Origin of the sequence: Cellulosilyticum sp. WCF-2 (assembly GCF_003990395.1) — a bacterium.
Lineage (GTDB): Bacteria > Bacillota > Clostridia > Lachnospirales > Cellulosilyticaceae > Cellulosilyticum > Cellulosilyticum lentocellum.
Genome location: NZ_CP034675.1, coordinates 478,343 through 491,142, shown reverse-complemented (window position 1 = coordinate 491,142; position 12,800 = coordinate 478,343). Strand labels below are relative to the sequence as shown.

Sequence of the window (12,800 nt, the reverse complement as noted above, 5' to 3'; positions counted from 1 at the left end):
TAATAAAATTTGAATGAGAAAACGGAGGAAGATAAATGAGGTATAGATTGTTTAAGTTAGTAGATCAGCTTAGAAAAAAGAACTTTGCACGTTGTAGAAGATGTGGCAGAAAGTTAAAAGCTATAGAACTATACTACTATGATTGCTTTTGTGAAAGATGTGAGCAAAAAATCAACAAAGAAATGACAATTCACTAAGAGGAGTGATGGTTAATGACAACAGTATGGACAAAGGAAATGGACGATTTCATAAAGAAGTATTATACAAGAATAGGACCTATAGCTGTAGCAAATCGTTTAAGTATAACCACAGAGGAAGCAAGCAAAAGAGCTGCGTGGTTAGGCGCGACTATGAGAAAAGACAGTAAGGAGCTAAGTGACTTTGACATCTATCAAATGAAGTATAGAAAATTAAAGTCAAAGCTTAAAGTTGGTGATACATTAAGCGTTGCTACAGAGAGACTTGTTAAAGATAGAGTATTAAAGGTACCTGAGAAGAAAAAGATAATAGGGATGTATAGTTCATATATTGTTTTAGATAATGGAAGATACAGAGAGACTATTACATACATAGAATTAGTTGAACAACTTAAAATATCATAAAACAGAATAAAACATTATAAAAGAAGTTAAAGCAAGATAAAAAGAAAATAAAAAAGAATAAAAAGGTTGAGGCTTATGGACAAGTTGGACTTTATGATTCTAAATGTACTAAATGAAAGTGAGGCACGTACATCTATAAGTGCTATTTCACGAAAGGTAATGCTAGGACAGATTGAGACAGGTGCACAAAATCTATTTTTGAGACTAGGTAAGTTAGTTAATAAAGAGTTAGTAAGTTGTGGACTTAAAGAAGGTAGAGAACATACTTATTTCATAACAGATTTAGGTGTGAATAAATTAATGGAGGTACTCAAATGAAAAAGAGGGTAGGATTTATAGCAGTTGGACAAGCAGGCGGAAACATTGGAAGTGCACTTGAGAAAAATGGTTGGAACGTATTATTTTTAAACACATAAACAGAAGACCTAGATACTTTAACTAAAGTGAAGTATAAGTACCACATTAAAGGTGGAGAAGGATGTAATAAAGATAGAAACAAAGCAAAGGAGTTAGTGGTTGAAGATTTTAAACAACTAGCAAGTGAAATAAGTAGTAAGGTACCAGAAGAATTCATATATGTCATATTTAGCAGTGGTGGGGGAACTGGGTCAGGAGCTTCTCCTATGCTTATAGATCTGTTAGTGCAACATATGGATAAGAAAGTTGGAGCCATTACGATTATACCAGGAGAGAATGAACCATTTAAAACACATATTAATTCATATGAGTGCTTTAGAGAACTAGCAGACATTGAGATGGCAAGTACTATTGTTCTAGATAATAATTCATTTAAGAATAAGATGATTATTAATCAAGAGTTTGTAAAAGCTTTTGAAGAAATGATGGATATGCCAACTCATACAGATGTAAGAGGGAATATTGATAAAGCCGAAATGAAAGAGCTAATTGAAACAAGAGGAATGTTAACAATTAATAAAGTGGAAAAAGCAGAAAGTACAGCAGCAAAGCTGGTAGAGAGCTTCAAGAAAAACATCTATGCACCAATTGAAGCAGACAAGGTTATAAAATACATAGGATTACTTTTAGCAAAGCCATTAGAAATAACTGATATAAAAAAAGAAGTAGGGAATTACTTAGATGTTTTTCAAGGACATCATAGTGAATATACTTTATGCGTATTAGCAGGATTAAGCCTACCATTTACAAGGCTACAGGATATAAAGGAGAAAGTAAAAGAAAGTCAGGAGGATATAAAGAAAAACCTAAAGGCAACAAGCGTAAATAAGTTAAATGAAGAAATAGATTTTCTATCAAGCAGTTCATCAGCATCAAACAAGCAATCTAAGAGTAATGCAAATGACATTTTTGCAAAGTATAGAAAGAAGTAGTTGAATAGAGATAAAAGCCCTTATGCCCTTAGTATGGTACATAAGGGTTTTTGCGTGTGTTTAACAAGGGAGGACAAGCATATGATATTAGAAAAGGACATAATTAAAAGAATCGAATATTATTTTTATAACTATGAGCAGGAGTATGAGCAATTAGAGCTAATCAATGAGGATATTATATATGGGGTTCAGGCTGGTTTTGTTGATGGAAGTAAAGGGAATGCGATTAGTAGCAAGACGGAGAACAGCGCATTAGAGTTAATAGACAAGAGAAATGAGGAGAAAGAGTGCTGGCTAAATGTAGTAGAAAGCGTAATAGAAAGGTTCGAAGGGACAGAATACCAAGGTGTTTTTAATTTGACATATAAAGACCAGTATAAATTGCCAAAGATACTAAGGATACTTGCAATGGAAAAATCATGTTACTATGATAAAAGAAACGATATTATAACTTATGCAGCATTAAAGGCTGCCGAAAAGGGATTGATTATGGTTTGATTTAGGGAGTGGAAAAATAGTAGCAGAAAAATAAAAGGGGAAGTTTTTGGCATTTAATAAGTTATAATTATATTGTCCAAAGAATGAATAAAGCCTCCTAATAAAAAAGCCGATAGTGTAAAAACTATTGGCTTTTTGCATTGTAAAAGTTATTAAACAGGTGTGTACATAGACTTGACCCTAAAACTGTTTAAGGAGCTGATTACACATGTTAAAACCACCTATATCAAGAATGGGCGGAAAGTCAAAATTGAGGAAGACAATAATAGAAAGAATACCAGAACATACTTGCTATTTAGAACCTTTCTTTGGGGCAGGATGGGTATTCTTTGGTAAAGAACCAAGCAAGGTAGAAGTTATTAATGATGTAGATAAAGAATTAATTAATATGTTTAAGATGATTAAATATCATGCACCAGAGATAGAAAGAATGCTAGAGTATGAGTTTTCAGGAAGAGATATGTTTGAGGAATATAAGCACTGTACGGTTGAATACTTAACAGAGATTCAACGTGCAGTGCGTTTTTTATACCTTATCTCACAAAGTTTCGCCAGTAGGGGTGTGACTTATGGATATGGAACAAATACAAAGCCTTCACCACAAATATTTTATAAAGGTGTGTTAGGTGATATAAAAGAAAGGTTAAGGAATACTTATGTAGAAAACAAGAGCTTTAATGATATCATACACAGATATGATAGAAGTCATAGCTTTTTCTTTTGTGATCCACCTTATTACGAAACAGCAGGTTATGGCAATACATTTGGACATGATGAGCATCTAGTGTTACGCGATACACTATCAAGTATCAATGGCAAATTTTTAGTAACTATAAATGATCACCCAGAAGTAAGAGAGTGGTATAAAGGTTTCAACATAGAAGAAGTTAAAGTCTCATATTCGGTATCTAAAGAGAAATCGGCAAGAAAAGAGTATAACGAACTGATTATTACAAACTATTAAGCAAGGAGGTGGAGACTTGGGGAAAACAACACAGCCAATTAAAGATTTAGATCAGGAACTCACATTGTATGATTATCTATATGATACAGATAAGATGCTATATATTCTTGTCATACTTATTAGATATACAGGATATAGAGTTGGAGATTTGAGGTGTCTAAAGAAAAGAGATGTTATGCAAGAGTACTTGGAGATAACTGAAAATAAAACAAAGTATCTAAAAGACAAGTATGAAAGGCAGGCATATGAAAAAGATATTAGGCCTAAAAAACCTAAGCCTCCACGAAAAGTATTGATACATCCGACATTAAGAAAAGAAATAGATGAGTACACAAAAGATATGAAAACATGGCAAGTATTGTTCCCAAGTTCAAGGGGAAGGAATACACCTATGTCATATCCTCAACTTAATAGAAGAATGAAAAAGGTTGGAGAGATATTAAATATAAAGGACTTTGGATTTCATGCAATAAGGAAGACTTGCTTCTATAACGTCTATAAAGAAAGTGAAAGAATAGAAGAGGTACAACATTTTGCGGGGCATAAGTCACCAGTAACAACAAGTCAATATATAGGTTTAACGCAAGAGGTTAACGACAACTTAGTAAAAGATATGGTTGATCCATTAAAGAAATTTAAACGGTAGCAGCAGGACGAAGAATATCAGATGATTTGTTATGGAACATATATATCATAATAGAAATAAAATAATCATTAAAGATAGATGACTCAAAGGATAGAGAGGTATCAGACAAATGAGAAAGATATAAAAGATAACTCTCATATTTTGAAGGGGACAAAGTCATAGATGAATGACAATGAACCCTTTGATAGTCATAGGTACTTTCAGACTTAAAAAATGGATTGCGGGTACCATGACCCCGGGAATTCTTTAGTTCTAGAAATTTTTAGTTTAAAATTACCGTTTCCTAAGAAGTAAAAATATGATAATAAATTAACAAAGCATAAAAATATAAGTAATATCAAGGGATTGGTGGTGGTTGAGATTGTCAAAAATAACTGAAAAAACTGGCTCGATTGAAGGTCTAACAGTATCAGCAACAGTCTTAGGTGAATTATTAAGTGTCACTGATAGAAGAGTTAGGCAGTTAGCTGAAGAAGGAATATTTAGGAGGGTATCAAAAGGTAGATATCTTTTACCAGACAGTATAAAAACGTATATTAATATGTTGAAGATGGAAAATGATATTGCAGCATCAGGAGGAAATAATAATTTAGACCTAGAAACAGAAAAGGCCATTCACGAGAGAATAAAAAGACAGCAATCGGAGATTAAATTAGCATTGATGAGAGGAGAAGTACATAAATCAGAAGATGTTGAGGAAGTAATGACTGATATGCTGGCTTCTTTTAGGTCAAAAATGATGTCACTACCATCAAAATTAGCACCATTACTGCTAAATAAATCAGAAGCAACAACAGTTAGAGAGGTACTAACGAGAGAAATTCTTGAGGTGCTCATGGAACTTAAAGATTATAATCCATATGATTTTTATGGTGAGGAGTACATTGAGTATGATGAAGGTGAAGTAGATAATTATGAAAAAGAAGAAAATCATACGTAAAAATACATTAGAGATATTTAAAAATACTATAAAAGTACTAGAGCCGCCACCCAATCTTAAGCTAAGTGAGTGGGCAGATGAAAACAGAAGGTTATCAGCAGAGGCTTCGGCTGAGCAGGGTAGGTGGAATACTGACAGAGCTCCTTATCAGAGAGAAATCATGGATTCTATTAGTGATGACAGGTACCAGAACATTGTTGTTAAAAGCTCAAGTCAAGTTGGTAAAACGGAAATTGTTTTGAATACCATTGGATATATTGTAGACCATGAGCCTAGTCCTATGTTAGTTGTACAACCTACTGAAACAGCAGCTGAGGACTTTAGTAAAGATAGGCTTGCTAACATGATAAGAGATACACCATGTATAAGAGATAAGATTAAGCCATCTAAGAGTAGAGATAGTGAAAATACTATACTAAAAAAGAAGTTTCCAGGCGGTATTTTATCAATAGTAGGAGCTAATTCGCCCGTTGGATTATCGGCTAAACCTATAAGGGTTGTGCTATTTGATGAGGTTGATCGTTATCCAGCTTCTGCAGGTGTAGATGGAGATCCTGTAGATTTAGGTGAGAAGCGTACAAATACATTCTGGAACCGTAAAATAATTAAGGTTTCTACCCCTACAATCAAGGGTATTTCTAGGATTGATCAGGAATATGAGGCAAGTTCAAAAGGAGTATGGAATTTAAGATGTCCTTGTTGTGGCAGATATAATCCTTTGGAATTTAGAAGGTTAAGGTTTGAAGATGCAAACATGCAATGTATGCATTGTGATGAATATTTCTCTGAAAGTGAATGGAAAGAGCAGGATGGTAAGTGGATTCATGAATTTAATGACAATAAAATTAGGGGATTTCATTTAAATGAACTTGCCTCACCATGGAAAAGTTGGAGTGAAATAATAGCATCATTTAAAAAAGCTATGAAAAAGAAAAAAGAAACTGGAAGCATAGAGCAGTTAAAAGCTTTCATAAATACTTCTTTAGGTGAAGTATGGGAAGATAGAGCAGATGGTGATCAAGTTGAAGATGAAGAGTTATTAAAGAGAAGAGAATATTATTCTTCCGATCTTAAAGATGGAGCTATATTAATTACAGCTGGTGTAGACGTCCAAGATGATAGGTTTGAAATTGAGGTTGTAGCTTGGGGAAGAGGATATGAAAGCTGGGGAGTTCAATACAAAAAAATAAAAGGCGATTTAGATAAAGATGAAGTTTGGAAAGAACTTGAAGAATACTTAGATACAGAATTCTTCTTTGAGGATGGTAGAAGTTTATTAATTGCAGCCACTTGTATAGATACAGGTGGCCATTTTACTGATAAAGCGTATGCATTTATTAAAAGAATGGAACGAAAACATAAGCGTATTTATGGAATAAAAGGTCAAGGGGGGATAGGTATCCCACTTGTATATAAACAAACAACAAATACAAAAACAGGTGTAAGAATATTTATGCTTGGAGTAGATCAGGGCAAAGAGCTCATAATGGCAAGGCTAAAAACCAAAGAAGTAGGGCCTGGATACTGTCACTTCCCTAAAAATATAGAACGTGGATATGATGAAGTTTATATGAAAGGCATTAATTCAGAACAAAGGTTAATCAGATTTGTAAAAGGTAGACCAAAATTAGAGTGGGTTAAGAAGTCTGGTACAAGAAATGAGCCTTTAGACCTCAGAAATTATGCAACAGCAGCAGTGGATATTATAAATCCTAATTGGGATTCTTTAGAGGTAAAGGTGTTAAAGGGAATAAATTACATGAAGAGTCAACCAAAGAGCAAAAGAAGTAGGCCAAGTGGAGTAGTAAGTAGAGGAGTTGAAGTATAATGAGCACACGTTTAGAGTTAGCCAAACAACGTTTAGAAGCATATTATCAGGCAGAGATGGCCATTCTTACAAATCAATCGTATTCGATTGGTAGTAGATCTTTTACTCGTGCCAATTTAGCTGAGGTAAGAAATGCAATTAAAGAATTAGAGGCACAGGTGGCACAATTAGAAAACAAGACAAAGAAAGTAAGACGAATCATACCAATGGATGTATAGGAGGTGTAAGTTTGTGAATGCATTAGACAAGATATGTGAATTTATTAGTCCGAGTCTTGGGTTAAAACGTGAAGCAGCAAGAATGAGACTGGATATGGTAAGAAGCATACAGAATAGTGGGTATGATGAAGGTGGTGCCAGCCAAAGAAAAAATTCTATGAAAGGCTGGAATGCAGAAAGTTTAAGTCCGCAGGAAGATATAGACCTTAATTTAAACATTCTTAGGCAACGTACTAAAAGTCTGTTTATGACTTCTCCGTTAGCAGCTAGCGCAATAAAAACCAATAGGACAAATGTTGTAGGCGCAGGGCTTAGGCTCAAAAGCAGAATAGATTTCAAGGCGCTCGGAATATCTCATCAAGAAGCAGATGAATTAGAAAAGCAAATAGAAAGAGAGTTTAATTTGTGGGCAGAGTCTAAAAGGTGTGACAACTTAGGATTAAATGATTTCTATGAACTACAACAAATTGCTATTATGTCATGGTTAATAAATGGGGATGGGTTTGCACTTGTAAAACATACAAATACTACCCCATATATGCCATACGGTCTTAGAATTCATTTAATTGAAGGTGATAGAGTATCTACTCCAAATTCAAATGGTGACTATGTAAATTTAAGGTACAAACTTGAAAATGGAAATAGGATATATAGTGGTGTTGAAATTGACAAAGAGGGTTCGGTAGTAGCGTATCATGTTTGTAATTCATATCCTAATTCTGTGCTAGAGCTAAATAAAAAATGGGAAAGAGTAGAAGCATTTGGAGCTGAGACAGGACTTCCTAATGTACTCCAAATTATGGAGGCAGAGCGCCCAGATCAATATAGGGGTGTTCCCTATTTAGCAACAGTTGTAGAGAGTTTAAAGCAATTAACGAGATATACAGAAGCTGAACTGATGGCAGCTGTTATAAATGCTTTTTTTACTGTATTTGTTAAGACGGATTCGCCAGATGATTCGGCTAATGATTTTTCTGGAGTAACTGAAAATGAAACATCTATTGATTCGCCTGATTATAAACTAGGGCCAGGGATGGTAAATATTTTAAGAGAAGGTGAGAGTATAGAGATTGCAGATGCGAAAAGACCAAATGTAAATTTTGATGGTTTTGTATCTTCAATGACAAAATATATCGGAGCTGCTCTTGAAATACCATATGAACTATTAACAAAGTCTTTCACTGCTAGTTATTCAGCCAGTCGTGCTGCATTACTAGAAGCGTGGAAGGCTTTTAAAATGCGCAGAACTTGGTTTGCAAATGATTTCTGCCAGCCAGTCTATGAGATATGGCTCTGCGAAGCTGTTGCTAGAGGGAGAATTGATGCCCCTGGCTTTTTTAATGACCCATCAATTAGAAAAGCTTATTCAAGAGCAGATTGGAATGGGCCAGCTCCTGGGCAACTAGATCCAGTCAAGGAAGTTGATGCAGCAACTAAGCGAGTAGAAAATGGATTTTCAACACGTGAAAGAGAGACTATAGAGATAAATGGAGGTGATTTTGATAGAAATATTGAACAGTTAATTATAGAAAATGAAAAAATGAAAGCCATTAAGACAAAGGAAGGTGAGTAAAGATGCCAAGAATTATTAATGTAAAGGGGTTCATTATCCCACAAGAGTATGAATGGGCATATGCATGGATGGGATACCCATATACAACAGCAGCAATGGTAACTAAAGCACTACAGCAAGCAAATGGCGAAGACGTTGAGGTTCATATTAATTCATACGGTGGTTCTACATATGTAGGTAGTGAGATTTATACAGCCATAAAAGATTATAAGGGTAAGGTATTAAATAAAATCGTAGGATTAGCTGCTAGTGCTGCAAGCATTGTTGCAATGGCAGCAGAATGTTTGATTAGTCCCACTGGTGAAATGATGATACATTGTGCATCAACAGGAAATGAAGGCAACTATCGAAGCATGGATGATACAAGCCAGATGTTACAAGTTACTGACAGAACTTTAGTAAATGCTTATGTTCTTAAAACAGGGAAATCAGCAGAGGAGATTAAAAGCTTAATGGATGCTGAAACATGGCTAACCCCACAACAAGCATTAGAACTAAAGCTAGTGGATAAAATCATGTTCGTTGAAGATGGACAGTTAGATAGTACTGTTCAATTACAACCTGTAGCAGCATTACATGAAGGATTCATAGTTCCAAATACTGATATAGTAAATGAACTTATTAAATGTGGTAATGTAGATGCATTTAAAGAAAAGTTTATGAAAGGGTTTAATGGTCAATACGTGCCGGTGGCTACGTTAGACATAGATGAAAATGAGAAAGGAGTACAGAAAATGACTGTAAATGAGTTTAAAGAAAAGCATCCAGAGTTATTTAATCAGATCACTAATGAGGCAAAAGAGCAAGGGGCTAATGAAGAACGCTCACGTATTCAAGCTATTGAATCAATAGCTGCAAGTATCCCTAAAAATTTAATAGAGGATGCAAAGTATAATAATCCAATTGATGCAAAAGAGCTAGCATTTGTAGCTGCGCAAGATGCTGCTAAAAAAGGCCAGCAATTCCTTGACAATCTTAAATCTGATTCAACTTCATCTAATGTAGAAAAGGTTGATACTGAAGCAGAATTATCAAAAGAAGAGTCAGAAGCAGAGGAGGCTAATGCACTAGCAGCAGCAATGAATAAGGATTCAAGGAGGGTAAGATAATGAATTACGTTAAAGATGGAGAAGCATGTGTTTATGATGGATTATTTGCAAGCACAAAGATTCCTACAAAGACAAAAGGTATTAGCCTGAATGGTGCGCAAGGAACTCTAGAGAGGGGAAGTGTTATTTCACTAGATACTAATAAAAAAGGAAATCTATGCGATAAAGCAAAAGCAGGAGATACGGTCTATGGAATCTTAACTGATACTATTACTACAGGCGTAGAAGCCACTGATTATGTTATTACAGAAGTTTATCTTACAGGAGACTTTAATGCTGCCAGATTAGTTTTTGCAGAGGGAACTAGTCTATCAGACTTTGAAACACAACTTAGAGAATTAGGCATCTTTACTGATGCTGTAATGGAGGGATAAGAATATGACAATTACTACAAGAGCAATGTTACAAGCTTTAGATTTAAGAAAACCCATGAGAAGTTTCTTTACTGGTTTTTTCCCAAATTCACAGGTTCATATTGAAGAACTATTAGAAATTGAAACTAAAAAAGGCAAAAGACTTATGGCCCCATTTGTTTCAAAGAGAAAAGGTGGAAAGCTAATTACTAGAGCAGGATATTCTAGCAAACTAATTAAGGCTCCTAAAATTGCACCAGAAAGAATGACTACTGCAGATGATATCTCTCAAAAAACACTAGGGGAGAATATTTATAGTGGTAAAACACCAGCTCAGCGTAGCAGGGAAATCTTAGCCAGTGATCTTAGCGAACTCGAAGAGTACATATTGAGAAGAAAAGAATGGATGTGTAGAGAAATCATCTTAAATGGTAAGATTGACATCCAAGATGAAGATGAAGGCTTAGATATTCAAATCGATTATCAATTTGATAATAAAGAAACCTTGTCAGGTGAGGCTAAGTGGAACACATCAACAGCTAAAATCTTAGAAGACTTAACTAGATGGAGAAGAGCAGTTATTAAAAAGACAGGGAAGGCTCCAAGAGTACTTTTAATGGCTTCAGATGTTTATCAGTTATTTAAACAAAACAGTGGAGTTCAAAAAGAATTAAACATCTTGAACTTAAAAACAGCTGATATTACACCTAGAGTAATTGATCCAGCTCTTACGTTCTTAGGACGTATTATAGAGTTAGATTTAGATGTGTATTGCTATGATGAATGGTTTGTTGATGATGATGGTGAAGAACAACCAATGCTTCCAGAAGGTCATGTATTATTATTACCAGAAGTAGTAGGGTCTATAGAATATAGTGCGGTATCACAAATAGAAGGGGAGGATTTTGTGACATATGATTACGAAATGGTTCCTAAGTTCTGGGTTGATAATGAGAATGAACGAAAGATGCTTAGGATGACTTCTAGACCAGTACCACGTCCATATGATGTAGATGGTTGGTATGTTGCAGTTGTTAAGTAGGGGAGGGAACAGAGATGATTATTAAAGCTTTAGCAAAGATATCAATTCGCCAAAATGGAGAAATTGTTACATATGTTAATGGCCAAGAATTTGAGGTTTCAGAAGAGGATGCAAAAAGATTAATAGTATTAAAAGTAGCTGAAAATCTAGATGAAGCTAATCATAATGGACAGGATAACAACAATGGCTATCAAGATGGTGATGGATATCTTTCAGTAAAAGAACTTGAGAAGATGAAGAAACAAGATTTAGTTGATTATGCTAATACGATAGGCTTGGAGTTAGATTTTGCAACTAAACAACCGGACCTAGTGCATGCAATTACTGACTACATTGAGGAACTAAATGATGATCAGCTTTAAAGAAATTCAAAAATCAGATATGAAAGCATTTTTTAACACTGATGAATTCGCAGAGATTCACAATATAGGGGGACAAGATGTCCCCTTAATTATTGATGAGGACGAGCTAAAGAAGAGGCAACTTAAAGCAGCCGAAGGAGTTTATTTAGGAGAACTCCTTATTATGGTTGAAGAATGTAACCTAAAAAGTAGGCCAGAAGAAGGAAAGACGATAAAGCTTGATGGTAAAACATACTTTGTTATTTCATGTGCGCTAATTTCTAGTATGTATGAAATAGCGTTAGGAGCGAATGCATCATGGTAGAGATTGAAGTAGATAGAAGAGCAATGGCTAGAGTAGAGAGAGTACTTAGAGGAGTTCCTAATGGATCTAAAAGAGCGATTTCTAATGCTACTAATCGAGCAATAATTAAAGGTAGAACTATTATTAGTAGGGGTATAACTAAAAAGTTTACTATAAAATCAGCTGCAGTTAAGAATACACTCTCATTAGAAAAATCTACCATAAGCAGACTGGGTGGTAGTGTAACCTCTGCAGCTCCAGTAACTACTTTGATAAGTTTCAAAACAAATCCTAATAAGGTTACTAGCAAAAGACCTAATATGCTTAAGGTAAGTGTTAAAAAAGGTAGTGCAAAGCCAATTCCAGGAGCGTTTATTGCAAAAACAAAATCAGGGCATGTTGGTGTATTTAAGAGAAGCAATGGAACAAGGTTGCCAATTGCACAGTTAATGGGGCCTTCTATCCCATATATGGCAAAACCACAAGATATCTCAGATGATGTAAAAGCTGAAATGATTAATATGTTTAATACTAGACTAAATCATGAGATAAGTCGCCTACTAAACAAATAGCAAGGAGGCAATTATGACAGTATATCAAGTAATGGACAACTTAAAGAGTTTTATACTAGATGCTGTTAAAGAGGCACACTTAACCACTAAGAATAATGAAGGCAAGATACCAAGTGTTATTCTTGGGTATTTAGATCCATTAGATAGTGAAAAAGATGAACAGGAAGATTTTCCATACATTATTATTCGTTATATGGATGACCAGAGTGAAGGTGATAGCTCTAATTTAAAATTAAAGCTTATATTTGGCGTATATAGTGAGGATTTTTTAGGATGGGTTGATGTTTTGCACCTCTTTGAACTTGTCAAAATAGCAATATTAAAGAGGCCTGTATTTGACTTTTATACCATAGATAAGCCAATAAAGTCATCAATTCCAGAGGAACAACCATATCCTTATTTTTATGGTTTTATGGATTTAAACCTTACAATACCACAAATACAAGTGGAAGGAGTATAAA

The 12,800-nt window shown here is 34.7% G+C and carries 18 protein-coding genes; all 18 read left to right on the top strand.

Translation table 11 applies throughout. From position 1 onward, the window contains the following. Nucleotides 1-35 precede the first annotated feature (35 nt). Nucleotides 36-197 (top strand): hypothetical protein, encoded by a 162-nt coding sequence (locus tag EKH84_RS21810; RefSeq protein WP_190283457.1) that lies wholly within the window; start codon nt 36-38, stop codon nt 195-197. Nucleotides 198-212: 15 nt separating this feature from the next. Beyond that, nucleotides 213-602: a hypothetical protein gene (locus EKH84_RS02050; protein WP_127064946.1), complete on the top strand. Its 390-nt coding sequence runs from the start codon at nt 213-215 to the stop codon at nt 600-602. Nucleotides 603-677: 75 nt separating this feature from the next. Further along, nucleotides 678-920: a hypothetical protein gene (locus EKH84_RS02045; RefSeq protein WP_127064945.1), complete on the top strand. Its 243-nt coding sequence runs from the start codon at nt 678-680 to the stop codon at nt 918-920. A 125-nt stretch (nt 921-1,045) separates the two neighbouring features. Continuing rightward, the gene (locus tag EKH84_RS02040) at nt 1,046-1,951 is read left to right on the top strand and encodes a hypothetical protein (RefSeq protein WP_127064944.1); all 906 of its coding nucleotides are present in this window, start codon (nt 1,046-1,048) and stop codon (nt 1,949-1,951) included. 81 nt (nt 1,952-2,032) lie between these two features. Beyond that, nucleotides 2,033-2,449 (top strand): hypothetical protein, encoded by a 417-nt coding sequence (locus tag EKH84_RS02035; RefSeq protein WP_127064943.1) that lies wholly within the window; start codon nt 2,033-2,035, stop codon nt 2,447-2,449. A gap of 208 nt (nt 2,450-2,657) precedes the next feature. Next, complete coding sequence (locus EKH84_RS02030; protein WP_127064942.1) at nt 2,658-3,413, top strand: DNA adenine methylase; 756 nt, start codon at nt 2,658-2,660, stop codon at nt 3,411-3,413. 16 nt (nt 3,414-3,429) lie between these two features. Continuing rightward, complete coding sequence (locus EKH84_RS02025) at nt 3,430-4,059, top strand: tyrosine-type recombinase/integrase (protein WP_127064941.1); 630 nt, start codon at nt 3,430-3,432, stop codon at nt 4,057-4,059. 361 nt (nt 4,060-4,420) lie between these two features. Beyond that, complete coding sequence (locus EKH84_RS02020) at nt 4,421-4,999, top strand: hypothetical protein (RefSeq protein ID WP_127064940.1); 579 nt, start codon at nt 4,421-4,423, stop codon at nt 4,997-4,999. Continuing rightward, nucleotides 4,974-6,827 carry a phage terminase large subunit family protein gene (locus EKH84_RS02015; RefSeq protein ID WP_127064939.1) on the top strand — a complete coding sequence of 618 codons (1,854 nt, stop codon included), beginning with the start codon at nt 4,974-4,976 and terminating at the stop codon, nt 6,825-6,827. Before EKH84_RS02020 ends, EKH84_RS02015 begins: the two co-directional genes overlap by 26 nt. Next, nucleotides 6,827-7,045: a DUF6148 family protein gene (locus tag EKH84_RS02010; protein ID WP_127064938.1), complete on the top strand. Its 219-nt coding sequence runs from the start codon at nt 6,827-6,829 to the stop codon at nt 7,043-7,045. The genes EKH84_RS02015 and EKH84_RS02010 overlap by 1 nt, the downstream gene beginning before the upstream one ends. 13 nt (nt 7,046-7,058) lie before the next feature. Further along, complete coding sequence (locus tag EKH84_RS02005; protein ID WP_127064937.1) at nt 7,059-8,618, top strand: phage portal protein; 1,560 nt, start codon at nt 7,059-7,061, stop codon at nt 8,616-8,618. A 2-nt stretch (nt 8,619-8,620) separates the two neighbouring features. Further along, nucleotides 8,621-9,727, top strand: coding sequence for a head maturation protease, ClpP-related (locus EKH84_RS02000; RefSeq protein WP_127064936.1), 1,107 nt, complete (start codon nt 8,621-8,623; stop codon nt 9,725-9,727). Then, nucleotides 9,727-10,101, top strand: coding sequence for a hypothetical protein (locus EKH84_RS01995; RefSeq protein ID WP_127064935.1), 375 nt, complete (start codon nt 9,727-9,729; stop codon nt 10,099-10,101). The genes EKH84_RS02000 and EKH84_RS01995 overlap by 1 nt, the downstream gene beginning before the upstream one ends. A gap of 4 nt (nt 10,102-10,105) precedes the next feature. After that, on the top strand, nt 10,106-11,122 hold the full coding sequence (locus tag EKH84_RS01990) for a major capsid protein (RefSeq protein ID WP_127064934.1): 1,017 nt from the start codon (nt 10,106-10,108) through the stop codon (nt 11,120-11,122). A 14-nt stretch (nt 11,123-11,136) separates the two neighbouring features. Beyond that, nucleotides 11,137-11,484 carry a hypothetical protein gene (locus EKH84_RS01985; protein ID WP_127064933.1) on the top strand — a complete coding sequence of 116 codons (348 nt, stop codon included), beginning with the start codon at nt 11,137-11,139 and terminating at the stop codon, nt 11,482-11,484. Beyond that, nucleotides 11,471-11,788, top strand: a complete 318-nt coding sequence (locus tag EKH84_RS01980) for a hypothetical protein (protein WP_190283456.1) — start codon at nt 11,471-11,473, stop codon at nt 11,786-11,788. The genes EKH84_RS01985 and EKH84_RS01980 overlap by 14 nt, the downstream gene beginning before the upstream one ends. Further along, nucleotides 11,782-12,339, top strand: coding sequence for a phage tail protein (locus tag EKH84_RS01975; RefSeq protein WP_127064931.1), 558 nt, complete (start codon nt 11,782-11,784; stop codon nt 12,337-12,339). The genes EKH84_RS01980 and EKH84_RS01975 overlap by 7 nt, the downstream gene beginning before the upstream one ends. 13 nt (nt 12,340-12,352) lie before the next feature. Beyond that, nucleotides 12,353-12,799 (top strand): hypothetical protein, encoded by a 447-nt coding sequence (locus EKH84_RS01970; protein WP_127064930.1) that lies wholly within the window; start codon nt 12,353-12,355, stop codon nt 12,797-12,799. Nucleotide 12,800 lies beyond the last annotated feature (1 nt).